26 protein-coding genes and 3 tRNA genes are annotated in these 25433 nt (G+C 69.7%); 13 read left to right on the top strand and 16 right to left on the bottom strand.

Features of this window, described 5'->3' with window-relative positions; genetic code table 11:
• From A5694_RS22555 to A5694_RS11000, 5 genes are all read right to left on the bottom strand, one after another.
• On the bottom strand, nucleotides 1-118 hold a 118-nt coding region (locus A5694_RS22555), incomplete at its 3' end, for a DUF2694 family protein (protein ID WP_131809561.1).
• Nucleotides 118-432 (bottom strand): type VII secretion target, encoded by a 315-nt coding sequence (locus A5694_RS11015; RefSeq protein ID WP_064921873.1) that lies wholly within the window; start codon nucleotides 430-432, stop codon nucleotides 118-120. The genes A5694_RS22555 and A5694_RS11015, both read right to left, overlap by 1 nt.
• 47 nt (nucleotides 433-479) lie before the next feature.
• Nucleotides 480-1778, bottom strand: coding sequence for a DUF4226 domain-containing protein (locus A5694_RS11010; protein WP_082952625.1), 1299 nt, complete (start codon nucleotides 1776-1778; stop codon nucleotides 480-482).
• A 123-nt stretch (nucleotides 1779-1901) separates the two neighbouring features.
• Nucleotides 1902-2732, bottom strand: a complete 831-nt coding sequence (locus tag A5694_RS11005) for a C40 family peptidase (protein WP_064921872.1) — start codon at nucleotides 2730-2732, stop codon at nucleotides 1902-1904.
• Complete coding sequence (locus A5694_RS11000) at nucleotides 2729-3475, bottom strand: helix-turn-helix domain-containing protein (RefSeq protein ID WP_064921871.1); 747 nt, start codon at nucleotides 3473-3475, stop codon at nucleotides 2729-2731. The genes A5694_RS11005 and A5694_RS11000 overlap by 4 nt, the downstream gene beginning before the upstream one ends.
• A 151-nt stretch (nucleotides 3476-3626) precedes the next feature.
• Here A5694_RS11000 and A5694_RS10995 point away from each other — a divergent pair, with 151 nt between their 5' ends.
• Together A5694_RS10995 and A5694_RS10990 are read left to right on the top strand one after the other, a co-directional pair.
• Nucleotides 3627-4043, top strand: coding sequence for a WhiB family transcriptional regulator (locus A5694_RS10995; protein ID WP_064921870.1), 417 nt, complete (start codon nucleotides 3627-3629; stop codon nucleotides 4041-4043).
• A gap of 49 nt (nucleotides 4044-4092) precedes the next feature.
• Entirely contained in the window at nucleotides 4093-5061 is a 969-nt protein-coding gene (locus tag A5694_RS10990) for a pirin family protein (protein ID WP_064921877.1), read from the top strand.
• A 104-nt stretch (nucleotides 5062-5165) separates the two neighbouring features.
• Here A5694_RS10990 and A5694_RS10985 read toward each other — a convergent pair whose 3' ends face one another.
• From A5694_RS10985 to A5694_RS10965, 5 genes are read right to left on the bottom strand one after another with little or no spacing between them, the layout of a single operon-like run.
• Nucleotides 5166-6191 (bottom strand): zinc-binding dehydrogenase, encoded by a 1026-nt coding sequence (locus A5694_RS10985; protein ID WP_064921869.1) that lies wholly within the window; start codon nucleotides 6189-6191, stop codon nucleotides 5166-5168.
• A gap of 4 nt (nucleotides 6192-6195) precedes the next feature.
• Nucleotides 6196-6972, bottom strand: a complete 777-nt coding sequence (locus A5694_RS10980; RefSeq protein ID WP_207515986.1) for an SDR family NAD(P)-dependent oxidoreductase — start codon at nucleotides 6970-6972, stop codon at nucleotides 6196-6198.
• Entirely contained in the window at nucleotides 6969-8573 is a 1605-nt protein-coding gene (fadD1, locus tag A5694_RS10975) for a fatty-acid--CoA ligase FadD1 (protein WP_064921868.1), read from the bottom strand. The genes A5694_RS10980 and fadD1 overlap by 4 nt, the downstream gene beginning before the upstream one ends.
• Before the next feature lie 9 nt (nucleotides 8574-8582).
• Nucleotides 8583-9503 (bottom strand): alpha/beta hydrolase, encoded by a 921-nt coding sequence (locus A5694_RS10970; RefSeq protein WP_064921867.1) that lies wholly within the window; start codon nucleotides 9501-9503, stop codon nucleotides 8583-8585.
• Nucleotides 9500-10864: a flavin-containing monooxygenase gene (locus A5694_RS10965; RefSeq protein WP_064921866.1), complete on the bottom strand. Its 1365-nt coding sequence runs from the start codon at nucleotides 10862-10864 to the stop codon at nucleotides 9500-9502. Before A5694_RS10965 ends, A5694_RS10970 begins: the two co-directional genes overlap by 4 nt.
• A 127-nt stretch (nucleotides 10865-10991) precedes the next feature.
• On the opposite strand from A5694_RS10965, the gene A5694_RS10960 reads away from it, so the two are divergent.
• Entirely contained in the window at nucleotides 10992-11606 is a 615-nt protein-coding gene (locus A5694_RS10960; protein ID WP_064921865.1) for a TetR/AcrR family transcriptional regulator, read from the top strand.
• A gap of 93 nt (nucleotides 11607-11699) precedes the next feature.
• On the opposite strand, the gene A5694_RS10955 is transcribed toward A5694_RS10960, so the two are convergent.
• Nucleotides 11700-11782 (bottom strand) — tRNA-Leu (locus tag A5694_RS10955).
• 250 nt (nucleotides 11783-12032) lie between these two features.
• On the opposite strand from A5694_RS10955, the gene A5694_RS10950 reads away from it, so the two are divergent.
• The 7 genes from A5694_RS10950 (at nucleotide 12033) to pknB (ending at nucleotide 21682) form a co-directional block, all read left to right on the top strand.
• Nucleotides 12033-13562, top strand: a complete 1530-nt coding sequence (locus A5694_RS10950) for an FhaA domain-containing protein (RefSeq protein ID WP_064921864.1) — start codon at nucleotides 12033-12035, stop codon at nucleotides 13560-13562.
• Nucleotides 13563-13707: 145 nt separating this feature from the next.
• Nucleotides 13708-14175 carry an FHA domain-containing protein FhaB/FipA gene (locus A5694_RS10945; protein ID WP_064921863.1) on the top strand — a complete coding sequence of 156 codons (468 nt, stop codon included), beginning with the start codon at nucleotides 13708-13710 and terminating at the stop codon, nucleotides 14173-14175.
• Entirely contained in the window at nucleotides 14172-15638 is a 1467-nt protein-coding gene (locus A5694_RS10940; RefSeq protein ID WP_064921862.1) for a PP2C family protein-serine/threonine phosphatase, read from the top strand. The genes A5694_RS10945 and A5694_RS10940 overlap by 4 nt, the downstream gene beginning before the upstream one ends.
• Before the next feature lie 29 nt (nucleotides 15639-15667).
• A complete protein-coding gene (locus tag A5694_RS10935) occupies nucleotides 15668-17107 on the top strand; it encodes an FtsW/RodA/SpoVE family cell cycle protein (RefSeq protein WP_428844270.1) in 1440 nt (479 codons plus the stop codon).
• Nucleotides 17104-18582 carry a D,D-transpeptidase PbpA gene (pbpA, locus tag A5694_RS10930; RefSeq protein WP_064921861.1) on the top strand — a complete coding sequence of 493 codons (1479 nt, stop codon included), beginning with the start codon at nucleotides 17104-17106 and terminating at the stop codon, nucleotides 18580-18582. Before A5694_RS10935 ends, pbpA begins: the two co-directional genes overlap by 4 nt.
• Complete coding sequence (locus A5694_RS10925) at nucleotides 18579-19811, top strand: protein kinase domain-containing protein (RefSeq protein WP_064921860.1); 1233 nt, start codon at nucleotides 18579-18581, stop codon at nucleotides 19809-19811. The genes pbpA and A5694_RS10925 overlap by 4 nt, the downstream gene beginning before the upstream one ends.
• Nucleotides 19808-21682, top strand: a complete 1875-nt coding sequence (gene pknB / locus A5694_RS10920) for a Stk1 family PASTA domain-containing Ser/Thr kinase (protein WP_064921859.1) — start codon at nucleotides 19808-19810, stop codon at nucleotides 21680-21682. The genes A5694_RS10925 and pknB overlap by 4 nt, the downstream gene beginning before the upstream one ends.
• A gap of 33 nt (nucleotides 21683-21715) precedes the next feature.
• Here the strand turns inward: pknB and A5694_RS10915 are convergent, their stop codons facing one another.
• Both A5694_RS10915 and A5694_RS10910 read right to left on the bottom strand, forming a co-directional pair.
• The gene (locus A5694_RS10915) at nucleotides 21716-22405 is read right to left on the bottom strand and encodes an aminodeoxychorismate/anthranilate synthase component II (protein WP_064921874.1); all 690 of its coding nucleotides are present in this window, start codon (nucleotides 22403-22405) and stop codon (nucleotides 21716-21718) included.
• A gap of 19 nt (nucleotides 22406-22424) precedes the next feature.
• Entirely contained in the window at nucleotides 22425-23174 is a 750-nt protein-coding gene (locus A5694_RS10910) for a DUF881 domain-containing protein (RefSeq protein ID WP_064921858.1), read from the bottom strand.
• Nucleotides 23175-23267: 93 nt separating this feature from the next.
• Between A5694_RS10910 and crgA the strand changes: the two genes are divergently transcribed.
• The gene (crgA, locus tag A5694_RS10905; protein WP_064921857.1) at nucleotides 23268-23549 is read left to right on the top strand and encodes a cell division protein CrgA; all 282 of its coding nucleotides are present in this window, start codon (nucleotides 23268-23270) and stop codon (nucleotides 23547-23549) included.
• Nucleotides 23550-23713: 164 nt separating this feature from the next.
• Complete coding sequence (locus tag A5694_RS10900; RefSeq protein WP_064921856.1) at nucleotides 23714-24121, top strand: PH domain-containing protein; 408 nt, start codon at nucleotides 23714-23716, stop codon at nucleotides 24119-24121.
• 8 nt (nucleotides 24122-24129) lie between these two features.
• On the opposite strand, the gene A5694_RS10895 is transcribed toward A5694_RS10900, so the two are convergent.
• The gene (locus A5694_RS10895) at nucleotides 24130-24678 is read right to left on the bottom strand and encodes a peptidylprolyl isomerase (RefSeq protein WP_082952624.1); all 549 of its coding nucleotides are present in this window, start codon (nucleotides 24676-24678) and stop codon (nucleotides 24130-24132) included.
• A 40-nt stretch (nucleotides 24679-24718) separates the two neighbouring features.
• Here A5694_RS10895 and cwsA point away from each other — a divergent pair, with 40 nt between their 5' ends.
• Nucleotides 24719-25144 (top strand): cell wall synthesis protein CwsA, encoded by a 426-nt coding sequence (cwsA, locus tag A5694_RS10890; RefSeq protein WP_064921854.1) that lies wholly within the window; start codon nucleotides 24719-24721, stop codon nucleotides 25142-25144.
• Nucleotides 25145-25152: 8 nt separating this feature from the next.
• Here cwsA and A5694_RS10885 read toward each other — a convergent pair.
• Together A5694_RS10885 and A5694_RS10880 are read right to left on the bottom strand one after the other, a co-directional pair.
• Nucleotides 25153-25225 (bottom strand) — tRNA-Ala (locus A5694_RS10885).
• 12 nt (nucleotides 25226-25237) lie between these two features.
• Nucleotides 25238-25311: transfer RNA gene (locus A5694_RS10880), tRNA-Ile, on the bottom strand.
• Between the last annotated feature and the right edge of the window lie 122 nt (nucleotides 25312-25433).

Here is a 25433-nt window from a genome sequence, read left to right as displayed (position 1 = left end):
CGGCCGACATGGCCGCCTCACTCAGCACCACGCTGTGCAGATAGCCGCCGCGGCAGGACCGGAACAGCACATCACCGCTCGGATGGGTGGTATCGAACGCCGGATTCGGTTCAGTCATCAGCGCCCGTCGGTGAGGTGCCGGAAGGCCGCGGCGGAGTCGTCTTCATGCTTGTTCCACGTTGCCACAGCCCGGTTCAGATTGTCCGACACTTGCGAATGCTCGCTCGACTGATCGTCGTAGCAGTTCTTGCGGGCGTCGAGCAACGAGCCGGCCGCCTGGCGAAAGTCGCCGTAGATCGGGCCGAGCGCATTCAGGGTCGTCCGGATCCCCTCGTGGGATGCCGCGACGGTGGCCAGGTAATCCGAAGCCTGCTGGTGGTTCCCGGCGGCGTTGGTCAGAACCGCCTGATCGACGTGGATCTTCTCTGGCATCTCCTACCTCCCTGGCTAATCGACGATGACGGGTGGAACGCGGATTTTCAAGCTCGCGGGCCTCGCAAAAGCCCGGCCGGCCGGGTCGGGGCCGGTTCACCGGTCCCGGTGTGGTCCTCGATTCGCAGATGTTGCCAGCCCAGGAATCCGGGACCGCGCAAGTTAGCGGCGAGGTGGAGCTGTCCGTCGAGCAGTGCCCTGCCGTCCCCGACGGCCACCGCATGGCGGTCGGTGAACACCCCGATGTCACCGGGCCGCAGCCGGGCTTGGTCGACCGGTGCCGTCACCGGGATGCCGGGCGGTGGAATGTCAATCCCCTGACGGCGGAACGCCTCTGCGACGGGCGTTCCGTCGGCGGCGGCCTGCATCGCCGCAGCCAGTCGCGGATCGGCGATGGCGGTCGTCGCACCGTCGGGCAGCGTCACGGTGACGGGGCCGTCGTCGTGCGGGGTTTCCGGCAGGCTGTCGTCATCGGTCTCGTCATCCTCGGCTGCGGCGGTGTCGTCGGCCGGCGACATCTGCTCCGGTTCGACCTCATCGTCGGCGGGTGCATCGCCGCCGACCGGGCCGAATGGCAATCCGGCAGACGGAAACCCGGCAGGCATGGCAGCAGGCATCGCGCCGAATCCCGGGCCCTCACCGCCGAGGCCGGGGACTGTCGGCATCGCCGGCGCCTCCGCCGTCCGCTCCGGTGACAGTGGGTAATCCGCCTCCGCTTCGTCTTCCGGAAGCGGATCGAGGTAGGGGTCCTCATCGCCACCCGGCGCGGAGCGAAGCAATGCCGGATCGTCGTCAGGGTCCGGCGCACGCCCGACCGGCGCCGGCGTTTCACGGTCGGTCTGAGTGGCATACAGTGCCGTCAACGCGGTGGCCAGCGCCTGTTTGGAGATGTCGTCATCGTTGGCCTCTTCGACCACTTGGATGATCGCGGCGAGTTTGGCGATCAAGAACCGCTGGAACTCCCGGGCGCCGGCGGCGGTGCTCAGGTCCCAGGCTTGGGCGGCGCCGACGATCTCGATCTGCAGATTGTCCAGTCGCCGACGGCCCTCCAGGGTGGTCTTATGCGCGTGCTGGAGCGCTTCGATGATCTGCCGATCGAACTCCGCGGTCGCCGACAGCTGCTGCGCCAGTGCGGCTTCGGCGGTCTTCATCGCTTGCACCGCACGCCCCTGCTGTTCTTGGACCGCCGCCGCCTGAGCCGGTTGCAGTCCGTCGAGGATGCGGGCGAAACCCGCCTCGGGAAGGGGCAGGGTCAGCGCCGCCTGCGCCATGCGCGTCGCATCGCCCGCGCCGCCGGCCCGTTCGATCCGGTGGATCGCGTCGAGCACATCGTCGCGGGACGTCATGTCCTCAGCCCAACACCGGTGCGACAGGCCGCTGTTCAGGTACTGACCGCTCCATGGCCGGTGACTGTACCGATGCCGCGGTGCGCCGACAATTCACCCGCCGGACCGGTGTGGACAGGGCGGTCACGGCACCGGGCGCCGAATCGCCACGTGCGCGCCCAGCGGGCTGATCTGGACACTCGCTCCGGCATGCGGCGCTTCGACCACCATGTTGCCGCCGATTGCCAGCTGGACGTGACCGGTGCTGGGGAAGACCAGATCGCCAGGGCGAATAGCGGAGCGCGGCACCGGGATTCCGTCGTGGATCTGGGTGTACGTGGTGCGCGACAGCGGCACACCGGCTTGCTTGTAGGCCCACTGGGTCAGCCCCGAGCAGTCGAATCGGTCCGGGCCGGTGGCACCCCACACGTAGGGCCTCCCGAGCCGCGACAACGCGGCGCGGACCGCCAACCCGGCACGAGTATTGGGTAGCCGCAACTGATTCAAGTTCGGCGTCCGGCCCCGTGTCCGGTAGCGGAGTCGTCGCAGCCCTGCTCGATGTGCCTGTGCGCGGTGTCGGGCCAGCAGCACGTGGGCTCGTTGGGCACGCAACCGTGCTGCTCGTCGGCGCATCGCCTCACGCTGTGCCAGCGGGGTATCGGCGACGACGGCCGCGTCGGCACGGGCCGCCGCGACGACACCCTTGGTCTGCTGTCCGGCCCGGGCATGGTCGGCGACTGCGGCGGCAAGCAGGGCCGTTGCGGCGGCATCGGTGCGGGCGTTGGTCAGCAACCGGTTGCGCTGGGCGAGCACCGCCTGCCGGTAACGCTCATGGCCCGGGCCGGTATCCAACTGCGCGGTTCGTTCGAGCAGATCGACATAACGATCCAGCCGCGCATCCAAGGACACCGGCTGCGGGTGGGCCGCGAACAGCCGGTAGGCACGGTTCAGTACCTCGACATCGCCGTCGGTCATGGTTGCCTCTCTCCCTCGGCGAACGCGCGCACCCGGGCTAGCGCGCCCGGGGGGATGACGCCCTTGTTGCGGATGTCCCACATCTCCTCGACGCTCACACCGAGCAGCGACGCGATCACTGGCTCGGGCAGCGACGACCGCGCGCACGCCTCATCGAACCGGGCGGTCAAGCTGGTCGGCATACGCTGCAGCAGCTCGGCGCGGGTGGCCTCCAGGGCCTGCAGGTGCGCCATGAGCCGGCCGGCATGATCCGCGCCCGCGTTCACGGCTACGCGCCAGGAACTCGCCGCCAGCATCTCCGCCTTCACGCACTGCGCGATCACGGAAAGAATATACGTCTCGTATTCGTCTGATGTTTCCGACGGCAGTCGAGCGATCACCGAACGCAACGCGTCGAGCTGCGCCTCGGCGAATCCCTCCAGCACTTCGGTGTCGCTGTGGCGGTCGACGACAACGGTTCCGGCGGGCCGTGCGGGCGTCATCCGGGGTCCGCTCGTGGACATCAGCTGCGCCAGTTCGGCGTCGGGATCTTCGGCAACCAAGAGCCGGGAATAGGTGCCCGGCGGTAAGCCGAGACCATTTTCGACCTTCTGAACAGTGCTTTTGTGGGGCTTACGGGCGCCGCGCTCCAAGTAGCTCAAGCCCATGATGCTGACGCCGGTGGCGGCGGCAAGCTCGGCCAGCGACCAGTCCCGCGCCTCACGCAGTGCCCGAATGGCCGCGCCCGCCGATTCGCGGCTCATCGTTGCGCCCCGACCATGTCCGGATACTACACAGCCTCGGCCATCTCTACTTACATATATGTTTTTATCCCCTTTCGCTTGCGCTAGACCCCTTCAGGTGTATACGTTTCTATCTACGTTATTCGCTCTGTTTCCAGAAGGAGGCTGTCCCATGGAACCGCCCTGCTCCACGAACCCGGAACTGTGGTTCGGCTACCCCGACGCCGACGGGGCCGACGGGGCCGCCAAGGCCCGGGCCTACGAACAGTCCTCGATCGAGGCGCGGCTGCTGTGCCTGCGCCGCTGCCCGCTGGCACAACAGCGCCGGTGCGCCGCTCTCGCCGTCGAACGCAGCGAGGAATACGGGGTGTGGGCCGGCGTGAAGCTTCCCGGCGGCCAGTACCGCAAGCGCGCGGAACTCGCCCGTGCCCACGCCACCCTGCGGGCGATCGCCGCCGGGGAGATCAACGCGCGCGAGCTGCCCGACAACCAGACGCTGCTGGCCAACCACGAAGGTGAGCAGCTGCCGGTGACAGCTGCGGTGTTTCACCTGCCCTCCGGCGGGATCGGCTCCCCCACTGCGGCGTGAGCGGTAGTGTCACCGGCGCGGCTTGGTGCACGGCGCGGAGGTGGACGGTGTGAGCAACCTGGAGACCGACTCTGCTGAATTCGCCTGTGCCGCAGGCCCGGCCGACGGCATTGAGGTACTGCACCCGCGCGAGGTGCCGCTGGGCGGCCCGCGTGCCATGCGGGTGCGCCGCACCTTGCCGCAGCGGCAGCGCTCGCTGATCGGCGCCTGGTGCTTCATCGACCACTACGGGCCCCATGACATCGGCCGTGATGGCGGCATGGACGTGCCGCCCCATCCGCACACCGGGCTGCAGACGGCGACCTGGCTGTTCAGCGGGCTGGTCGAACACCGCGACAGCGCCGGGGTGCACGCGCTGGTGCGCCCTGGCGAGCTGAACCTGATGACGGCGGGTGCGGGCATCTGTCATTCGGAGGTCTCCGTCGACGCGCCGATCCTGCACGGCGTGCAGCTGTGGGTGGCGCTGCCGGACTCCGCGCGCTTCACCGGGCGTGCCTTCAACCACTTTGTCCCCGAACCGGTTTCGTTGCCCGGCGGCACGGCGCAGGTGTTTCTCGGCGAGCTGGCCGGCCGCCGCTCCCCGGTGCCGTCCTTCACTCCCCTGCTCGGCGCCCAAGTCGACCTGGACCCCCGCAGCGAACTCGTGCTCGACGTCGATCCCGCGTTCGAGCACGGCGTGCTGTGTGACCGGGGCGCGGTCGCCCTGGGCGGGGCCGCTGTCGGTGTGGGCGCGGTGGGCTACCAGGGGCCAGGTCGAAAGGTGTTGCCGCTGCGCAATACCGGTGACTTTCCCGCCCGGGTGCTGCTACTGGGCGGGGTGCCGTTCGGCGAGGAGTTGGTGCTGTGGTGGAACCTCATCGGCCGCAGCCATGAGGAGGTCGTCGAGTTCAGGCGGCAGTGGCAAGACGGCGACGAACGCTTCGGTGCGGTCACCGGTTACCGGGGCCGGCTGGATCGGCTGCCCGCCCCGCCCCTGCCGCCGGTGCGGCTGCGGCCGCGGCCGGCGCGCGGTGGCTAGGTGAGGAACGGCTTCAGGAAGGCCCGTCGCCGACGCGACCAGCAGCCCGTGGCTGTGATCACAGCGCTGCACACTGTCAACGTCGTTCCCGCTGACCGCCCGCGCTACGGCGTCAGCAGCACCTTGACCACATCCCCGGAGCGGGCGGCCACAGCCCGGTAGGCGTCGGCCGCCGCATCCAGCGGCATCTCGGTGGTGAAGATGCCGTCCACCGAGAGCCGGCCGGACTGCAGCAGCGGAATCAGCTGCGGCCAGGTCTGCTGCACCGGGGCGGTGGTCATCCGCAACGTGATGCTGCGCACCAGCGCCGGCAACGCCGGGAACGGAAATGGCGCCAAGTCATGTACTCCCACCACCGACACCGTTCCGCCGGCCCGCACCGCGGTGAGCGCATCCGACATCGTCACATCGGAGCCGACCGCGTCGATCACCGCGTCCACCCCACGCCCGCCGGTCAGCTCCATCGCCGCGGCCGTCGCCGACGGCTGCGCCGGGGTGATCCCCATGGCCACCACCCGTTCGCGGCGCTGCGGCACCGGGTCGACGCCGAGAACCGTTGCCGCGCCGAGGAACAGCGCGCTACGCGCCGCGCACAGCCCCACTGCCCCCAGCCCGATGACGGCCACGGTGCCGCCCACTGGAATGTCGGCGCGTAACGCCGCCGCCCAGCCGGTGGCGAGGTTGTCGGTGAGCAGCAGGGCTTCTTCGTCGCATAGCCCGTCGGGGATGCGGGCGAGCTGAAAGTCGGCTCCCGGCACCGCCAGCAGCTCCGACTGCGCACCGCCGAGGGCGCCCGAGCCGAAGATCAACGGACCCGAATGGCAGCGGATCGGGTCCCGGGTGGCGCACCCGGCGCAGTGCCCACAGCCGGCCACCGAGGACACCATCACCCGGTCACCGACGCGCACCGAGGCCACCTCGGGGCCGACCTCGACGACGGTGCCGATCGCCTCGTGGCCCAGCGGTACCGGGTCGACGATGGGGTAGTCACCCTCGTAAAAGTGCAGATCCGAGCCACAGATCGCGGTCGCGGTCACCGCGACCACAGCACCGTCGGCGCCGGGCAACACCGGCTCGGGGCGAGTGTCGACCCGGATCGATCCGGGCGCATCGATTACCACACTGCGCATGGGGTCATCCTTCAGCTAGGGCTTGCACTTTGCCGAGCACATCGGGGTAGCGCTTCAGATGCGCGCCGCCGTTGATGTCGAAGGCGGACCCGGTGATCCAGGCGGCGCGCTCGGAGGTCAAGAACTCCACCGCGTCGGCGATGTCGCGGGGCACTCCGGCCCGCCCGAGCGGGGTGTTCTCCAGGTACTCATCGGTCAGCCCAGGCACCATCGCCAGCCCGGCGACCAGGGGAGTGTCGACCAGACCGGGGGAGACCGCGTTCACCCGGATGCCGCGGGCGGCCAGCTCCAGGGCGGCCACCTGGATGAGCATGTTCACCCCGGCCTTGGCGCTGCAGTAGGCGGCCATCGCGGTCCCGGGCTGCCGGCCATTGAGCGAGGAGACCGCGACGATGCTGCCGCCGTCTTGCAGGGCCCGGGCCGCGTGCTTGATCACCAGCATGGTGCCGGTCAGGCAGACATCGATGGTGGCCTGCCAGCCGGCCAGTTCGATGTCGGGGATGGCGCCGATGATCGACATTCCCGCGCAGCTGACCGCGGTGTGCAGCGGTCCGGCCGTGCAGGCGGCCGCAAACGCCGCGGCGACGCTGTCCTCGTCGGTGACGTCGGCGGCCACGGCGCTGGCCGATTCGCCGATCTCGGCCGCCCGCTGCTGGGCTGCTTCGGCGTTGATGTCGGCGATCACCACGTGGTCACCGCGCGCGGCCAAGGCGTGCGCGGTGGCCAGGCCGATTCCCGAGGCGCCGCCGACGATCAGCGCGACGGGGGCGCGCCCGGTCATGCCGGTGATCCCGTCGCCGCAAGGTATGCGCGTTGTCGGTCGGGGCGCACCCACAGGGGGTCCGCGCCGACCTCGCTGCCCTCGGCGACCAGCAGCCGTTTGAGGATCTTGTTGGTCGCCGTCGCCGGCAGCTGCGCCATCAGACGGACGTAACGGGGCCACGCCTTGGGGGACAGGTCCTCTTGGGCGGCAAGGAAATCGGTGAACTCGTCCTGGGTCAGTCCGGCGTCGTCGCGCAACACCAGCGCGGCCATCACCTGGTCGCCGACGTTACCGTCGGGCACCGCATACACCGCGGCCTGGTTGATGTCGGGATGCCGCATCAGGATGCGTTCGATCGGCGCGGCCGCGAGGTTCTCCCCGTCGACCCGCATCCAGTCGGCGGTGCGCCCGGCCAGGTAGATCCAGCCGTCGGCATCGGCGTAGGCCAGGTCACCCGACCAGTACATGCCGCCGCGCATCCGTTCGGCGGTGGCGGCCTCGTTGTTGTAGTAGCCCGAGAAGAAGCCGGCGCCGGTCGTGTTGACCAGTTCCCCGATCGCCTCGTCGGGGTTGGTCAGCATCCCGTGTTCGTCGAAGATCGCGGGCGCGCATTCGGCGACGGGATCGCTGTGGTAGATCGCTACCCCGGGAAACCCGCGGCCCACCGAGCCGGGCGGGGTGCCCTCGTCGCGGGTGATGGTGACGGCGTTCTCGGTGGAGCCGAAGGCGTCGACGACCTGGACGCCGAACCGCCGGGCGAACTCGCCGATGTCGCGTTCGGAGGCTTCGTTGCCGAAGGCGACTCGCAGCGGGTTGTCGGCGTCGTCGGGTTGCTCGGGGTGGGCCAACACGTAGGCCAGCGGCTTGCCGACGTAGTTCATGTACGTGGCGCCGTAGCCCCGGACGTCGGCGAGGAAGCGCGAGGCGGAGAACTTGGCCGGGGCCATCGCCGCGCCGGCGGCGACCGCGGGCCCGAAGCCGGCGGCGATCGCGTTGGAGTGGAACAACGGCATGGACAGGTAGACGACGTCGTCGGAGCCCAGGCCGAACCGTTCGGTGAGGGCTTGCCCGGCGACCAGCACCATCAGGTGGTTGACCAGCACGGCTTTCGGGTCGCCGCTGGTGCCGGAGGTGAAGATCAGCATGAACGGGTCGCTCGCTTGCACCTGCCGGTGCGGGGTCAGCTCGCCGGCGCCGTCGCACGTCTGCTGCCAGGCCGCGTCGTCGACATCGATGACGGCGACGCCGGTCAGGTCGACGCCCTGCAGCAGCGGGCGGTGTTCGGCGTCGACCAGCAGGATCTGCACGTCGGCGGTGCGCAGGTCGGCGGCCAGCGCCGAACCACGCCGGGTGTCGTTGACCCCGCAGAGCACGTAGCCACCGAGCGCGGCGCCGGCCACCGCGGTGAGCATCGCCGGTGTGTTGCCCAAGAGTGCACCGACGTGCATCGGGCGGTCGGTATCGGCGCGGGCGAGCACCGCGGCGGCATGGCGGGCCGCGCGGGCGATGTATTCGCGCCAGCTCCAGCGGAGCTGCCCGCCGCGGGCATCGTTGTAGAGCACTGCCGGCCCGTCGGCGTCTGCGCGTTCGGTAAGCAGTTGCTGCATCGTCTCGGCCATCGCGCCCTCCTAACCCGTGACGGTAGCGGTCGGTACGGCCAGATGCCTGGCCAAAAAGGCGATCTGGTGATCGACGACGTGGTCGAACCAGTCGCCGCCGGCGAAGACGTCGAAGTGGTCGCACGGATAGTGCCGGACTTCGGCGCGGGCGGCGAACGCCGCCTTCGCCGCGGCCTGCGGGGGAGCACCGCGGTCGAAGTCGGCGATCTGCACCAGCATCGGGCAGCGGATCGCCGCGGCGTGCTTGGCGGCCGGGCGGTAGCCGCCCAACTGCAGGCCGACTCCGGCGTCGACCTCGTTGCGCCAGGTGGGCCCGGCCATCGCGAGGTAGGCCTCGTAGTAGCCCTCGGCGGTCAGCGTGGCCAGCTCACCGGGCCGGCCCACCAGTGGGATCGTCGCGGGCCCGCGGCCTGCCCGCTGGGCCAGCGCACTGCGCCAGCCGGTCAGCGTCGAGCGCAGCAACGTCGACGGTCGGTGGTGCGGCAGCGCCGCGACGGCGGCGGCCGGTCCGCTGACGAGCGGGGTCAGCGCGACGGCGGCCGCCACGCCGGGCGTGGTGGCGGCCACCTCGAAGACGTGCCCACCGGCCAGCGAGACGCCCCATACCACCAGCCGCTGCGGATCGACACCGGGCCGGCGTGCCGCCGCGGTGCAGGCCGCGCGAAAGTCGGCGAGCTGTTCTTTGATCGAAAACCGTTGTCGCGGCTGGCCGTCGGATGCTCCGAAATAGCGGTAGTCGAAGGCGAAGGCGGCGAAGCCGGCGGCGCTCAGTCGTTCGGCAAACGGGATCAGTCCCGAGTCGACGGTGCCGCCGAAGCCGTGCCCGAGCACCACCACCGGAGCCCCGTCGCCGTCGTTGCGCCCCGCGGCGGCCGGGAAGAACCGGCCGACACAGCTGGTGCCGCCGCTGTCGAAACGGACCGTGTTCACGCAGATGCTCCCATCGTGTGCACCCCCGCCCAGGCCGGCGCGCCGAGTTCGGCGGCCCGCCGCGCGCCGCGCGGGATCTCAGCGGTGCGCAGGTCGTGTTCGTAGAGGAAGTAATCGAGTTGCTGGGTGTGCCGGGGCCGGTCGAGCATGTGGCCGGTGTACTTACGCATGTCGGCCTCGATCACCCGGCGCATCTCGGTGACCGGCGGCAGCCGGTAGCGGCCGGCGGCATAGGCGCCGATCAGCCGGGCCTGGGCCTCCACGAACGGAAACAGCGTCGGGGTGGCTTGGGCGAATCCGGCGAACACCAGGTCGTCGATGCCGGGGTAGAAGATCCGCTTGTACAGGTCGATCCGGTTGTCCGGTGCGCTGATGAACTCCGGGTCGAAGAACGGGAAGGTGATGTTGTAGCCGGTGGCGTAGATGATGACGTCGTACGGGCCGCTGGTGCCGTCGGTGAAATGCACTCTGTCGCCGTCTAATCGGCTGATGTTGGGCTTGGCGATGACGTCGCCGGATCCCAGTCGCAACGGCAACTCCACCGATTGGGTGGGGTGTGCCTCGAAGAACTTGTGGTTGGGTGTCGGCAGCCCGAGGTCCTCGGGTTGGCCGGCGATGAGCGGCTGGGCCCACTGGGCGAACTTGCGCTGCCAGGAGTACGGCAGGTAGGGGCTGGTGCGGTAGTACTTGTCGGCGGGCTTGCCGGCCAGGTATTTCGGCACGATCCAGGCGCCCGAGCGCGTTGACAAGGTCAGCTCGTTGTCGAGCGCCTTCGACGACAGTTCCACGGCGATGTCGGCGGCGCTGTTGCCCAGGCCGACGACCAGGATGCGCTTGCCGGTGAACTCCAGCGGTGTCTTGGGGTCGATGTAGTGGTGCGCGTGCAGGGTCTGCCCGCTGAATTCGCCGGGAAAGTCGGGGTAGCGCGGGTCCCAGTGGTGGCCGTTGGCGACCACCAACAGGTCGAAGCGGCGGCGCTGGCCGCCGGCCAGTTCCAGCTCCCACCCACCGCCGGGCAGCCGCTGGGCGTGGGCGACCTCGGTGTCGAACTCGATGTGGCGTTTGAGCGCGAAGGCCTCGGCGTAGGACTCCAGGTACTCCTTGACCAGCGTGTGGTGCAGGAAGTCCGGATAGTGGGCAGGCATCGGAAAGTCTTTGAAAGACAGCTGGTGCTTGGAGGTGTCGATGTGCAGCGACCGGTAGGCACTGGAATGCCCGTTGGGATTGCCGAACGCCCAATTGCCGCCGATCCGGTCGGACGATTCAAAGCAGGTGTAGTCGATCGCGTAGTCCGACAACATCTTTCCGGCGGTTAGGCCGCTGATGCCGGCGCCGATGATCGCGGTGCGAGGTGCGGACACGGGTGAACCTCCGGCGTCGGGGGAGTAGACAGGTTCGGACGAAGTGTCTACCTAATGGGTGGCAATAGTACACAGATCTTCGAATCTGTCTACTCCCTTGTTAGGCTTGCCGGCCAGGAGGTGCCTCGTGGACGCAAAGCCGGGATCGGTGTCGTCGACAACCGATCGGCTGCTGGACGCGACCGAGCAGTTGTTGGCCGACAAGGGGATCCGGGCGACGACGATGATCGACGTCGCCGAGCGCGCCGGGGTGTCCCGCGCCTGGCTGTACCGGAACTTCCCGGACAAGCCCTCGCTGGTCGGCGCCGCGATCATCCGGCTCATCGAGACCAGTTGGGCGCAATCGCGCGCCGAGCTGTCGACGCTGCCCGGTTTCGAGGAGCAGCTGGTGGCCGGCGTGCAGATCGGCCGCCGCGCCTACGACGATCCGGGCACGCTGCTGATGCGGCTGCGCACCGCGGAACCGGAGGAGTTCACCGCGTGTGCCGGAGCCGGGGTACGTGGCCTGGTTCCCGACCTTGCGGCGTTCTGGTATCCGTTTTTGGAGACGGCCGCCGCCGCCGGGGACATCCACCGCGACACCGACTTGCCGGAGGCCAGCGAGTGGATTGCCCGGGTGATGATCAGCCTGGGCAGCGTCCCGGGCAATCACATCGATCCCGACGACCCGGCGGCGGTGCGACGGCATCTGCGCCGGTACGTGCTGCCGGGGCTGCGGCAGGCGCCGGGGGCGGGTCCCTAGCGCTGGGCGCCTGGTGCAGCCCGTTTCCGCAACCGGCCCAGCAAACAGAAAACCCCGGCCGAAGAAGGCCGGGGTGCTGCCGAACGAAAATTGTGGGCGAAGGGGGACTTGAACCCCCACGTCCCGAAGGACACTGGCACCTGAAGCCAGCGCGTCTGCCATTCCGCCACTCGCCCGAGCGACCGGGGGAGCCTATCACGGCTCCCGACGGGTGCTTCCGACCCGGTTCGGTATCCGCAGCCCACCGTAGCGCAGGCTGCCGTGACCCCTTCGTGACCTGCTCTTATCCGATTCTCCGCCGGACAAGGGTGCCGCGGCGGCATACCGGGTCGATACCATGTCCAGGGCGGATGCAGCGCAGCGACACGCCGCAGCGACGCGTCCCCCGGCACGACGATTTGACGGCGGCGAGTGAGGCGGCAGCGGATGGACAGCCAGCGCGGGCTGGTTCAGCGCATCGAGCGCAGGCTCGAATCCGCCGTGGAGGATGCGATGGCCAGGGTCTTCGGCGGGGCCGTCGTCCCCGAGGAGGTCGAGGCCGCGCTGCGGCGGGAGGCCGCCGCGGGGGTGCGGGCGTTGGCCGGAAATCAGCTTTTGGCACCGAACGAATACGTCATTACCCTCGGTGTGGACGACTACGACAATGTGGGCGCCGACCAGGGTTTGACGTCGAAGGCCTTCGCCCGGCATTTAGCGGGATATATCGGCGAGCAGGGGTGGCAAACGTATGGTGATGTGGTTGTCCGGTTCGAACAGTCACCGAGTCTGCGTACCGGTCAGGTTCGCACGCGGGGAGCTGTCAATCCGGACGCCCGCCCCCACCAGACGGTCAGTGAATCCCGCCCGCCACAATCAGATCATGCGTTTACCGCAGAATCAGGAGTGCCACCGATGACCGAAAACCCGAGCTACCGCGGCGCCCACGGGCAACAGGACCGTCCCGGCGACGACTATTACGACCCGCGTTACGGCCGCCCGGCCGACGACGCCCGCGGCGGTCAGGACCCCCGTGGCCACTACGCCCCGGAGCCCGAGCCCTACCAGCAGGACCAGCGCGTCGGCGCCTACCCCGAGGGCCCGGGCGGCCAGGGCGGCCCGGGTGGCTATGCCCCGCCGCGGCGGCCCGAGCAGGGCGGCTACCCCGAGCAGGGCGGCTACCCCGAGCAGGGTGGCTACCCCGACCAGGGCGGCTACCCCGAGCAGGGTGGCTACCCCGGCGGCCAGAGCGGCGGTTACCCGCAGTCCTACGAGCAGCGCCCGCCGAGCGGTTATGGCGCCCCCACCGGCTACGACCCGGGCTACCCGCACCAGCAGCCTCCGCCGGCATACCCGGGCGGCGGCGGCCAGCACGGGTACGGCGACTACGAGCGCCCCCCGGTCCGCCACGACGACTACTCCCAGCCGGGGGCCTACCCCGAGGCCCAGCCCGAGCAGCGCCCCTCCTACCCGGACCAGGGCGGTTACGACCAGGGCGCGCCGTCGTACGGCCGGCAGGACTACGGCCAGCCCGACTACCGCTACGGCGAGCAGGGCGCCCCGGCCGGCTACGACTACGGCCAGCAGGGCGGCTACGGCGAATCGCAAGCGGGCTACGACTACGGTCAGCCCCCGGCGCCGGGCGGCTATGACGCTCCGGGCGGCGGCTACGGCCAGCGCGCCTACTCGGCTCCGACCACGGTCACCTTGCAGCTCGACGACGGCAGTGGCCGGACCTACCAGCTGCACGAGGGCACCAACGTGGTGGGTCGCGGCCAGGACGCCCAGTTCCGGCTGCCGGACACCGGGGTGTCACGCCGTCACCTCGAGATTCGCTGGGACGGGCGGGTGGCTCTGCTGTCCGACCTCAACTCCACCAACGGCACCACGGTGAACAACGCCCCCGTCCAGGAATGGCAGTTGGCCGACGGCGACGTGATCCGGCTCGGTCACTCCGAAATCATCGTCCGGGTTCACTAGGGACAACCGGAGCCACGCCGCCTGGTAGATAGCGAAGCGCTCCCGCTTCGCCCTACGGCCACCCACGTCCAAGTATCGTGACTTTGCCGAAGTGCTCCGCGCGATGAGCACGACATGGACGGCGCAAGGACGGAGAGGACGCCGGATGCAGGGACTCGTGCTGCAGCTGACGCGAGCCGGTTTTTTGACGTTGCTGTGGCTGTTCATCTGGTCGGTGCTGCGGATACTGCGGACCGACATCTACGCGCCGACCGGCGCGGTGATGGTGCGCCGCGGCCTGTCGATCCGCGGCGTGCTGCTGCCATCGCGTCAACCACGCACCGGTGCACGCCACCTGGTGGTGACCGAGGGACCGTTGACCGGAGCCCGGATCGCGCTCGGCGATCAGCCGGTTCTGGTCGGCCGCGCCGACGATTCCACGCTGGTGCTCACCGACGACTACGCGTCCACCCGGCACGCCCGACTATCTCAACGAGGGTCGGAATGGTATGTCGAAGACCTCGGCTCGACCAACGGCACCTACCTTGACAGGGTGAAGGTGACCACAGCGGTACGGGTTCCCATCGGGACGCCGATACGAATCGGCAAGACCGCGATCGAGCTCCGCCGGTGAGCCTGGTTCTGCGGTACGCCGCCCGCAGTGACCGCGGCCTGGTGCGCTCCAACAACGAGGACTCCGTCTACGCCGGGGCCCGCCTGCTGGCCCTGGCCGACGGTATGGGCGGACATGCCGCCGGCGAAGTGGCCTCCCAGCTGGTGATCGCAGCGCTGGCCCACCTCGACGACGACGAGCCCGGTGGTGACCTGCTGGCGAAACTGGAATCCGCTGTGCAGGAAGGCAACTCGGCGATCGCGGCCTACGTCGAGGAGCATCCGGAACTTGAGGGCATGGGCACCACCCTGACCGCGATCCTGTTCGCCGGCCCGCGGCTGGGGTTGGCCCACATCGGCGACTCGCGCGGCTACCTGCTGCGCGACGGCGAACTCAGCCAGATCACCAAGGACGACACCTTCGTGCAGACCCTGGTCGACGAGGGGCGCATCACCGCCGAGGAGGCGCACAGCCATCCGCAGCGGTCCTTGATCATGCGGGCGCTGACCGGTCACGAGGTGGAGCCGACGCTGATCATGCGCGAGGCGCAGGCCGGCGACCGTTACCTGCTGTGCTCCGACGGATTGAGCGACCCGGTGAGCACCGAGACCATCCATGAGGCGCTGGAGATTCCCGACGTCAACGATGCCGCGCTGCGGTTGATCGAGTTGGCGCTGCGCGGCGGCGGACCCGACAACGTCACGGTGGTGGTGGCCGACGTCGTCGACGTCGACTACGGCCAGACCCAGCCGATCCTGGCCGGGGCGGTCTCCGACAACGACGACGACCACACCACCGTTCTCAACACCGCCGCCGGACGGGCTTCGGCGATCTCCCCGCGCAAGACCGTCGCCAAGCGGGTGCTGCCCCGGATCGAGACCCTGGCCGCACCGCCCCGGTCGCGGCGCCGCAAGATCCTCATCGCGATACTGCTGCTGGCGCTGCTGGCCGCCGCGCTGCTGATCGGGCGGGCGATCGTCCGCACCAACTATTACGTCACCGCCTACGGCGGCACCGTGGCGATCATGCGGGGCGTGCAGGGTTCGATCCTGAGGGTGCCGCTGCAGGAGCCCTACCTGCTCGGCTGCCTCGACAGCCGCGGCGATCTGGTGCAGATCAGCTTCAGCCAGTCCGGCGACAAGCTGGCCTGCCGGCTGATGACGTTGCAGGATCTGCGGTTGCCGGCCCGCCAGCAGGTCAGCAACGGCTTGCCCGCCGGCACCCTCGACGACGCGATCACCCAGCTGCGCAACCTGGCGCGGGACTCCCTGCTACCGCCGTGCCCGGCACGTACCAGCGCGGGCAAGGCGGGCGGCAGCGGTGCGACAACCTCCCGCGCGCCGGATCCCGGCCCGGGCCCGACGGGTCCCCGGCCCGGCCCGCCGCAGCCCACCTCGGCCTCCGGGGTGCCACACCTGCCCACGCTGACCAACCTGCCGCCGGCCCCGCCCGAACCGGGGACCGACTGCCGGGCGGCCTCATGACCCGCGCCGGCGACGATGCGGAGCGGGTGATGCGAAGCGATGAGCAGGAGCGGCGCAAATTGAGCACAGCGCCGCAGCCGCCGGTGGCGCTGACCCCGGCGCTGCCGGATCGACGCAACGCCGAACTGCTGCTGCTGTGCTTTGCGACCATGATCATCGCGGTGGCGATGCTGATCGTCGAGGCCGGCCACGAACAGGGTCTGCGCTGGGATCTGGTCGGCTATGGCGCGGCGTTTCTGCTGCTGTTCGCCTTCGCGCACCTGGTCATCCGCCGCTCGGCGCGCTACGCCGACCCGCTGCTGCTGCCGGTGGTGGCGCTGCTCAACGGCCTCGGACTGGTGATGATCCACCGCATCGATCTGGGTGCCGGGCTCGACGGCGCCGGGACCCGCCCGGGTGCCAGCGCCCAGATGCTGTGGACGCTGGTCGGGGTCATCGTGTTCGCCTTGGTCCTCGAACTGCTCAAGGACCACCGCCGGCTCGCCGGCAGCGGCTACGTCTGCGGGCTGGTGGGCCTGGTGCTGCTGGTGATCCCCGCCCTGCTGCCGGCTTCGCTCTCGGAACGACAGGGCGCCAAGATCTGGATCCGGTTGCCCGGCTTCTCGATTCAGCCCGCGGAGTTCTCCAAGATCTTGCTGCTGGTCTTCTTCGCCGCGGTGCTGGTGTCCAAACGCCAGTTGTTCACCAGCGCCGGCAAACACGTGCTGGGGATGAACCTGCCCCGCCCACGCGACCTGGCCCCGCTGCTGGCCGCCTGGGTGATCTCGGTCGGGGTGATGATCTTCGAGAAGGATCTCGGCACGTCGCTGCTGCTGTACGCCTCGTTTTTGGTGATGGTGTACCTGGCCACCCGCCGGTTCAGCTGGATGGTGATCGGGCTGCTGCTGTTCGCGTTCGGCAGCATCGCCGCCTACTTCATGTTCAGCCATGTCCGGGTGCGGGTGCAGACCTGGCTGGATCCGTTCGCCGACCCCGAGGGCGTCGGCTACCAGATGGTGCAGTCGCTGTTCAGCTTCGCCACCGGCGGCATCTTCGGCACCGGCCTGGGCAACGGCCAGCCCGGCTATGTGCCCGCGGCGTCGACGGACTTCATCATCGCCGCGTTCGGCGAGGAATTGGGTCTGGTCGGGCTGGCCGGGGTGCTGATCCTGTACACCATCGTGATCGTGCGCGGCATGCGGACGGCGATCGCGGTCCGCGACAGCTTCGGCAAACTGCTGGCCGCCGGCTTGGCCGCCACCCTGGGGATCCAGCTGTTCATCGTGGTCGGCGGCGTCACGAAGCTGATTCCGCTGACCGGGCTCACCACGCCCTGGCTGTCCTACGGCGGGTCGTCATTGCTGGCCAACTATGTGCTGCTGGCGATCGTGCTGCGTGTCTCCCACGCCGCCCGCCGGCCGCTGAGCACCCAGCCGAAGCGCACGCCCTCGATCGGCGATACCGGCACGGCGGTGATCGAGCGCGTATGAACACCTCCCTGCGCCGCGTCACGATGACCCTGATGGCGCTGATCGTGCTGCTGTTGGGCAACGCCACCCTGACCCAGGTCTTCGCCGCCGACGGGCTGCGCGCCGACCCACGCAACCAGCGGGTGCTGCTCGACGAATACTCCCGCCAGCGCGGCCAGATCACCGCCGCCGGACAACTGTTGGCCTACTCGGTCGCCACCGACGACCGGATCAAATACCAGCGCATCTATCCCGACCCCGCGGTGTACGCGCCGGTCACCGGGTTCTACTCGCTGCGCTACTCCAGCAGCGGCCTCGAGCGGGCCGAGGACACCGTGCTCAACGGGTCAGATCCGCGGCTGTTCGGGCTGCGGCTGGCCGACTTCTTCACCGGCCGCAGTCCCCGCGGTGGCACCGTGGAGACCACCATCCGGCCCCGGGTGCAGCAGGCCGGCTGGGAGGCGATGCGCAACGGCTGCGCCGGCGGCTGCCGCGGTGCGGTGGTGGCTCTCGAGCCGTCCACCGGCAAGGTCCTGGCGCTGGTCTCGGCGCCGTCGTATGACCCCAACCAGCTGTCCTCGCACGATTCGGCGCAACAGGGCCAGGCCTGGCAGCGGCTGCGCGACGACCCCCGCTCGCCGCTGACCAACCGCGCCCTCAGCGAGACCTACCCACCGGGTTCGACATTCAAGGTGATCACCACCGCGGCCGCGCTGCAGTCCGGCGTCGGCGAGAACGAGCAGCTGACCAACGCGGCGCGCATCGCCCTGCCCGACAGCACCGTCAAGCTGGAGAACTTCGGCGGCAACACCTGCGAAGGCAACGAGGCGACCGTGTCGCTGCGGGTGGCGTTCGCCCGATCCTGTAACACCGCCTTCGTCCAGCTCGGGCTGCGCACCGGGGCCGATGCCCTGCGCACCGCCGCCCAGGGGTTCGGGCTGGACATCACGCCCGAACCCATCCCGCTGCAGGTGGCCGAGTCCACTGTCGGCCCGATCCGCGATGCCGCCGCACTGGGAATGACCAGCATCGGCCAGAAGGATGTCGCGGTGACGCCGCTGAAGAATGCGGTGATCGCAGCAACGATCGCCAACGGCGGGTTGACCATGCAGCCCTACCTGGTCGAGGGGCTGGAGGGGCCGGACTTGGCCGGGATCGCGACGACGCAACCGCGCGAACAACGCCGTGCGGTGTCCTCGCAGGTCGCGGCTAAGCTTACGGAACTGATGATCGACGCCGAAAAAGTGACCCAGCAGGAGGGGGCCATCCCGGGCGTACAGATCGCGTCGAAGACCGGCACCGCCGAGCACGGTCCCGATCCGCGGAACACTCCGCCGCACGCGTGGTACATCGCTTTCGCCCCGGCCAGCGCCCCGAAGGTGGCCGTCGCCGTCGTCGTGGAGGACGGCGGCGACCGCCTGGCCGCGACCGGCGGCGCGCTGGCCGCACCGATCGGCCGGGCCGTCATCGAAGCCGCACTCCAGGGGCGATCATGAGTCCGGCGGTCGGCGCGGCGCTGGCCGGGCGCTACCGGTTGCAGCGACTCATCGCCACCGGCGGCATGGGGCAGGTGTGGGAGGCCGTCGACAATCGGCTGGGCCGCCGGGTGGCGGTCAAGGTACTCAAGCCCGAGTTCTCCTCCGACCCCGAATTCATCGAGCGGTTCCGCGCCGAGGCACGCAACACCGCCATGCTCAACCATCCGGGGATCGCCAGTGTGCACGACTACGGCGAGACCGATCTCGACGGTGAGGGCCGCACCGCATTCCTAGTGATGGAGCTGGTCAACGGCGAGCCGTTGAACTCGGTGCTCAAACGGACCGGCCGCCTGTCGCTGCGGCACGCCCTGGACATGTTGGAGCAGACCGGCCGTGCGTTGCAGGTGGCGCACAGCACCGGGCTGGTGCACCGCGACGTCAAGCCGGGCAACATCATGATCACGCCCACCGGCCAGGTGAAGATCACCGACTTCGGCATCGCCAAGGCCGTCGACGCCGCGCCGGTCACCCAGACCGGCATGGTGATGGGCACCGCCCAGTACATCGCCCCCGAGCAGGCGCTCGGGCAGGACGCCACCGCGGCCAGCGATGTGTACTCCCTGGGTGTCGTCGGGTATGAAGTACTGTCCGGGCGCCGCCCGTTCACCGGTGACGGCGCGCTGACCGTCGCCATGAAGCACATCAAGGAGCCGCCCCCGCCGCTGCCGGCCGAGCTACCGCCCAACGTGCGGGAGCTCATCGAGATCACCCTGGCCAAGAATCCCGGCATGCGCTACCGCAGCGGCGGCCCATTCGCCGACGCGGTCGCCGCGGTGCGCTCGGGCCGGCGACCGCCCCGGCCCAGCCAATCGCTGCCGCCCGGGCGGGCCGCGCCGTCGGCGATCCCGTCGACGGCCGCCACCCGGGTCGCGCCCCCGGTGTCGGCACGCGCCACCGCGGCACGACGGGCCCGGCCCGGTACCGGCAATCACCGCCCGCCCGCGCCGCGGCGCGCCTTCACCGCCGGGCAGCGCGCGTTGCTGTGGGCGGCTGGGGTGCTGGGCACGCTGGCGATCATCATCGCGGTGCTGATCGTGGTCAACGCCAAGAGTCCGGGCGGCTCGCTGGCGCCGGCCACCGTCACCGACACCGGTGGACCCCCGATCGAGTCGTCGACCTCTGAGTCGCACCCCGCGGGGCCCCCCGCGCACTCCTCCGGCTGGACCTGGACCAGGAATTCACGATGACCACCCCGCAGCGGCTCTCCGACCGCTATGAACTCGGCGAGATCCTCGGCTTCGGCGGCATGTCCGAGGTGCACCGCGCGGTCGACACCCGCCTGCACCGTGACGTCGCCGTCAAGGTGCTGCGCGCCGACCTGGCCCGCGACCCGAGCTTTTATCTGCGGTTCCGGCGGGAGGCGCAGAATGCTGCCGCCCTGAACCACCCGGCGATCGTCGCGGTCTATGACACCGGCGAAGCCGAGACCCCGGCCGGTCCGCTGCCCTACATCGTGATGGAGCTCGTCGAGGGCGTCACGTTACGCGACATCGTGCACAACGACGGCCCGATGCCGCCCACCCGCGCCATCGAGGTGATCGCCGACGCCTGCCAGGCACTGAACTTCTCCCACCAGCACGGCATCATCCACCGCGACGTCAAGCCCGCCAACATCATGATCGACAAGCACAACGCGGTGAAGGTGATGGACTTCGGCATCGCCCGCGCGGTCGCCGACGCCGGCAACAGCGTCACCCAGACGGCGGCGGTGATCGGCACCGCCCAGTACCTGTCCCCCGAGCAGGCCCGCGGCGAGGGCGTCGACGCCCGCTCCGACGTGTATTCGCTGGGCTGCGTGCTGTATGAAATCCTCACCGGCGATGCACCTTTCGTCGGCGACTCGCCGGTTGCGGTGGCCTACCAGCACGTGCGTGAAGACCCGGTGCCGCCGTCGCAGCGCCTGCCCGGCCTGCCCGCCGACCTGGACGCGGTGGTGCTCAAGGCGCTGGCGAAGAACCCGGACAACCGCTACCAGACCGCCGCCGAGATGCGCGCCGACCTGGTGCGGGTGCACAACGGGGAGAAGCCCGAGGCCCCCCGGGTGCTCACCGACGCCGACCGCGCCTCGATGATGGCGGCCCGGCCCGGCGACGCCCACGCAGCGCACACCGACCCGCTGCCGCGCCAAGAACTCGACTTCGGTCAGGAGCGGCCGGGTTCGGTGGGGCGGTGGCTGGTCGCCGCGATCGTGCTGGCGGTGCTGACCGTCATCGTCACGGTGTCGATCAACAGTTTCGGCGGACGCACCCACCAGATCCAGGTTCCCGATGTGCGCGGTCGGGCGTCGGTCGACGCGATCGCCGAACTGCAGAACAAGGGCTTCAAGACCCGCACCGACCAGCGCGCCGACTCCGAGGTGCCGCCGGATCACGTGATCAGCACCGACCCGCCGGCGGGTGCCCCGGCGAACAAGGGCGACAAGATCACCGTCAACATCTCCTACGGGCCCGAGCAGCGCCAGCTGCCCGATGTGGCGTCGCTGAGCTACGCCGAGGCGGTCAAGAAGCTGACCGCTGCCGGGTTCGGCAAGTTCAAGCAGGTCAACTCGCCGTCGACCCCGGAGCTGAAGGACAAGGTGGTCGGCACCAACCCGCCGGCCAACCAGACCACCGCGGTCACCAACGAGATCGTGATCGTGATCGGCAGCGGCCCGGCCACCAAGCCGGTTCCCGACGTCACCGGCCAGACCGTGGAGTTGGCAAGTAAGAACCTGACCGTCTACGGCTTCACCAAGATCACCGAGGTGACGGTGGACAGCCCGCGTCCGGCCGGCGAGGTGATCGCCACCAGCCCGCCGACCGGGGAGACCGCGCCCGTCGATGGGGTGATCGAGCTGCGGGTGTCGCGCGGCAACCAGTTCGTCATGCCGGATCTGACCGGGATGTTCTGGACCGATGCCGAACCGCAGCTGCGCGCGTTGGGCTGGACCGGGATGCTGATCAAGGGCGCCGACGTCGACGCGGGCGGCTCTGGCCACAACCGGGTGCTCTACCAGAGCCCGGCCGCGGGCCAGGGCGTCAACACCGACGGCAATATCACCCTGCGCTTCGGCCAGTAGCTGGGTCCTACCACCGGCTCCCGCTGCGCCGGACTACGCCCCGCTTGCGATCACCGGCGTGCCCACCCGCGCGGTCTGCACCGTGGCGGCGATCTCGTCCTCCAATCGGCGCACCAGGGCCTCGTCGCACCGGTAGCCGCAGCAGTCCAGCCAGTTGGCCAGCATCCGGTGGCCGCCCTCGGTGAGGATCGACTCCGGGTGGAACTGCACCCCGTGGATGGGCAGCTCGGTGTGCCGCACCCCCATGATCACCCCGCCGCGGGTGCGCGCGGTGACTTCCAAAACGGCGGGCAGCGTCTCGGGCAGGATCGTCAACGAGTGGTAGCGGGTGGCGGTGAACGGGTCCGGCAGCCCCTTCAACACACCGGTGTCGGTGTGGAAGACGGTGCTGGTCTTGCCGTGCAGCAGCTCCGGTGCCCGGCCCACGGTGCCGCCGAAGGCGACGCCGATCGCCTGATGGCCCAAGCACACTCCCAGCACCGGGATCCGTGCCGCCGCGCACGCGCCGACCAGGGCAATCGACGCCCCGGCGCGTTCCGGGGTGCCCGGGCCGGGGCTGAGCAGGACCCCGTCGAAATCCGCGACCACTTTGTCCAGGGCGGCCGGATCGGCCAGGCGGGCGTCGTCGTTGCGCCAGACGGCAGCCTGCACGCCCAACTGGCCCAGGTACTGCACCAGGTTGAACACAAAGCTGTCGTAATTGTCGACGACCAGGATCCGCACGCTCACAGGCTACCGGGCTTCAGTAGTCGACCGGGCCGGCCGGGACGGCGTAGCGCATCCGGGCGGGCCCGGGCGTCTCGGCCACCTGCAGATCGGTGCCGACCTGTTCGCTGTAGCCCAGGCCGAACCGGATCACATACTGCTTGTACAGCGTGACCAGGGGAGCAGCGGCCAGCGCCGCCTGCATCGCGGCCGGGTCGCCGATCGCGGTGATGACATAGGGCGGGCTGTAGGTGCGGCCGCCCAGCAGCAAGGTGTTGCCGACACACCGCGGCGCCGACTCGGCGGTGATCCGCTGGTCCTGCATCTGGACCGCCTCGGCGCCGGCGCTCCACACCGCGTTGAGCACTGCGGAGATGTCCTGCTGGTGCACCACCAGATCGTCGGGGGAGGCGTCGCGGGGAAACCGGCCGTTGGCGTCCCGCTGGGCGTCGGTGAGGGTCACGACCAGGCCCGGTCCGTGCACCGCCTCCAGGCCGGCGGCCTCGGCCATCTGGTCGGTGCGGTGGCGCATCGCCGACAGCGCCGCGCCGGCCCCGCGGCCGTGCACCGATGCCACGGCGGACGCCAGACCGTCCCGTTGGTCGGTCAGCTCCGCCACGGTGGATTGGGTGGCGCGAACCAGGTCGACCAGGCGGGGCGCGTCGCCGCGGCGGATCTCCTTTCCGCCGGACACGCCGTGCGTGGCCGCCAGCAGCAACCCGGTCAGCAGGCACACCACGGGCACGCCCATGCGCCAAGGGGAGCGACGCCCGGAAGGGACCTCCATCGGCTCTCCAATTCTCGGCGGGTTGCCCGGCTGGGTTAATCTCGTACCGACCCAATACTCGCAGCTTCACCGCCGCACTGTCCCGAGGTACCGATGCCCAAGTCGAAGGTTCGCAAGAAGACCAGCTTCAGCCCCTCGGCGGTGAGCCGTACCCCGGTCAAAGTCAAAGCCGGGCCGTCGAGCGTGTGGTTCGTCGCGCTGTTCCTGGGGTTGATGCTGTTCGGGCTGGTGTGGCTGATGGTGTATCAGCTGGCGGCTACCGGGCTCGACACCCCCGCGGCGCTCAACTGGATGAGTGAACTGGGGCCGTGGAACTACGCGATCGCGTTTGCTTTCATGATCGCCGGGCTGTTGCTCACGATGCGGTGGCGTTGAGCGGCCCTGGCCTCGGGTTTTGGTTATGTCGCGGGGTCGGCGATGCCAGCCGGGTAACCAAGCGGTTGCTCAATCACAACGATGTGATTTATCCCCACTGTGGACAACCCCTGTGAATAACTCTGAAATCGCAGGTCGCCTTGTCTGAGAATGGGCACCAGCAAATGGAATGGTCGCCTCCCGCCGCCGGAATCGCTGGTTGCGCGCTTGCCGGCGTGGTGTTAGCTATCAGTGCTGTGACCGTCGCCACAGACCTGCCCGGACGTGTTCTGGCCGGCATTGCCGGGGTCGGCATGCTGGTGTTTGCCGGGCTCTCCTGGCGGGCCCGACCCAAGCTGGCCTTGACCGCTCAAGGTCTGGCCCTGCGCGGCTGGTGGCGCACCCGGCTGCTGGCGCCGGGCAGCCTCACCCGGGTCCGCGTCACGGAGTTCCAGCGGATCGGGCGCACGCAGCGGCTGCTGGAGATCGAGACCAACGCCGACGAGCTGCTGATCCTGTCCCGGTGGGATCTGGGCACGGATCCGCGCGAGGTGTTCGACGCGCTGGCAGCGGCCGGCTACACCGGCCGCTGACGCAAGTTTTAGGAAACCGTCACCGATTCGATGACGACGGGCTCGGTGGGCCGGTCGGCGCGGTCGGTCGCGGTGGTGGCGATGGCGTCCACGACGCGCTGCGAGTCCGCGTCGACGACCTCACCGAAGATGGTGTGCTTGCGGTTCAGGTGCGGGGTCTGGCCGACGGTGATGAAGAACTGCGAGCCGTTGGTGCCGGGGCCGGCGTTGGCCATCGCCAGCAGGTAGGGCTTGTCGAACACCAGCTCGGGGTGGAATTCGTCCTCGAACTTGTATCCGGGCCCGCCCCGACCGGTGCCGGTCGGGTCGCCGCCCTGAATCATGAAGCCGCTGATCACCCGGTGGAACACCGCGCCGTCGTAGAACGGGCCCGATGAGCCGCCGGAGGCGTTGGTGGTCGAGTACTCCTTGGTGCCCTGGGCCAGCCCGACGAAGTTGGCGACGGTCTTGGGAGCGTGGTTGCCGAACAGCGCGATCTTGATATCGCCGCGGTTGGTGTGCAGCGTGGCGGTTGCGGTGGCAATGGGGCTGGTGGTCATGGGATCACAGTGTGCCATTCGCGGCGTAGTGGGCTGCGTCACGGGTAGCGTTGCTCTCATGCGCCTGTCGACCCAGAACCAGCTGACCCACCGCGAACGCCTGACCCGGGGCCTGGCACACACCGCCGGTGGGCCGGTCGACGTAGCCCGGGGCGCTGTCGGGCTCGGGGGGGCCGCGGTGCAGCGCGGTGCGGTCGAACTGCGCCGGCGCTACCGGGAGAGCCGGCTGGCCGACCACGTCGCCGAGGCCGCCGACGCCGCCGCGCGGGAGCTGGCCGCCGCGCAGGAGGTGGTCTCCGGGCTGCCCGACGTACTCGCGTACGGCGAGCCGCGGCGTCGGCGGCTTCGGCGTTCCTGGGTGATCGCCGGCGTCGCCGGGGCGGCGCTGCTGGCCGGTGGGGTGGTGCTGCTGGTTCGCCGCTCGAACGGGGCCGAGGAGCCGTCGCCGCGGCCGCCGAGCGTGGAGTCGCAACCCAAGATTTGACAAGCTTGTGGAGCCTAGGAGATTCGAACTCCTGACATCTGCCTTGCAAAGGCAGCGCTCTACCAACTGAGCTAAGGCCCCTGATGGGACTCGTGGGCCTAGGAGGACTCGAACCTCCGACCTCTTCGTTATCAGCGAAGCGCTCTAACCGCCTGAGCTATAGGCCCAATGTCGACTACGACCGAGCGCCGAGATTACCGCACCCGAGCCCCCCGGCCAAAATGGCCCGCGATGCCGGTCAGTCCCGGTCGGCCAGGGTCACCTCGACACCGCCGACCACATCGGTGCT

Source organism: Mycolicibacter sinensis, from assembly GCF_001667945.1.
Taxonomy (GTDB): domain Bacteria; phylum Actinomycetota; class Actinomycetes; order Mycobacteriales; family Mycobacteriaceae; genus Mycobacterium; species Mycobacterium sinense_B.
This window is presented reverse-complemented; position numbering and strand designations above follow the sequence as displayed.

Excerpts from the sequence above, each read along its gene's own strand:
- A5694_RS11015 (WP_064921873.1), bottom strand. The coding sequence starts at position 432 with ATGCCAGAGAAGATCCACGTCGATCAGGCGGTTCTGACCAACGCCGCC.
- A5694_RS11010 (WP_082952625.1), bottom strand. The coding sequence starts at position 1,778 with ATGACGTCCCGCGACGATGTGCTCGACGCGATCCACCGGATCGAACGG.
- A5694_RS11005 (WP_064921872.1), bottom strand. The coding sequence starts at position 2,732 with ATGACCGACGGCGATGTCGAGGTACTGAACCGTGCCTACCGGCTGTTC.
- A5694_RS11000 (WP_064921871.1), bottom strand. The coding sequence starts at position 3,475 with ATGAGCCGCGAATCGGCGGGCGCGGCCATTCGGGCACTGCGTGAGGCG.
- A5694_RS10995 (WP_064921870.1), top strand. The coding sequence starts at position 3,627 with ATGGAACCGCCCTGCTCCACGAACCCGGAACTGTGGTTCGGCTACCCC.
- A5694_RS10985 (WP_064921869.1), bottom strand. The coding sequence starts at position 6,191 with ATGCGCAGTGTGGTAATCGATGCGCCCGGATCGATCCGGGTCGACACT.
- A5694_RS10980 (WP_207515986.1), bottom strand. The coding sequence starts at position 6,972 with ATGACCGGGCGCGCCCCCGTCGCGCTGATCGTCGGCGGCGCCTCGGGA.
- fadD1 (WP_064921868.1), bottom strand. The coding sequence starts at position 8,573 with ATGGCCGAGACGATGCAGCAACTGCTTACCGAACGCGCAGACGCCGAC.
- A5694_RS10950 (WP_064921864.1), top strand. The coding sequence starts at position 12,033 with ATGGACAGCCAGCGCGGGCTGGTTCAGCGCATCGAGCGCAGGCTCGAA.
- A5694_RS10945 (WP_064921863.1), top strand. The coding sequence starts at position 13,708 with ATGCAGGGACTCGTGCTGCAGCTGACGCGAGCCGGTTTTTTGACGTTG.
- A5694_RS10935 (WP_428844270.1), top strand. The coding sequence starts at position 15,668 with ATGCGAAGCGATGAGCAGGAGCGGCGCAAATTGAGCACAGCGCCGCAG.
- pbpA (WP_064921861.1), top strand. The coding sequence starts at position 17,104 with ATGAACACCTCCCTGCGCCGCGTCACGATGACCCTGATGGCGCTGATC.
- A5694_RS10925 (WP_064921860.1), top strand. The coding sequence starts at position 18,579 with ATGAGTCCGGCGGTCGGCGCGGCGCTGGCCGGGCGCTACCGGTTGCAG.
- pknB (WP_064921859.1), top strand. The coding sequence starts at position 19,808 with ATGACCACCCCGCAGCGGCTCTCCGACCGCTATGAACTCGGCGAGATC.
- A5694_RS10910 (WP_064921858.1), bottom strand. The coding sequence starts at position 23,174 with ATGGAGGTCCCTTCCGGGCGTCGCTCCCCTTGGCGCATGGGCGTGCCC.
- crgA (WP_064921857.1), top strand. The coding sequence starts at position 23,268 with ATGCCCAAGTCGAAGGTTCGCAAGAAGACCAGCTTCAGCCCCTCGGCG.
- A5694_RS10900 (WP_064921856.1), top strand. The coding sequence starts at position 23,714 with ATGGAATGGTCGCCTCCCGCCGCCGGAATCGCTGGTTGCGCGCTTGCC.
- A5694_RS10895 (WP_082952624.1), bottom strand. The coding sequence starts at position 24,678 with ATGGCACACTGTGATCCCATGACCACCAGCCCCATTGCCACCGCAACC.
- cwsA (WP_064921854.1), top strand. The coding sequence starts at position 24,719 with ATGCGCCTGTCGACCCAGAACCAGCTGACCCACCGCGAACGCCTGACC.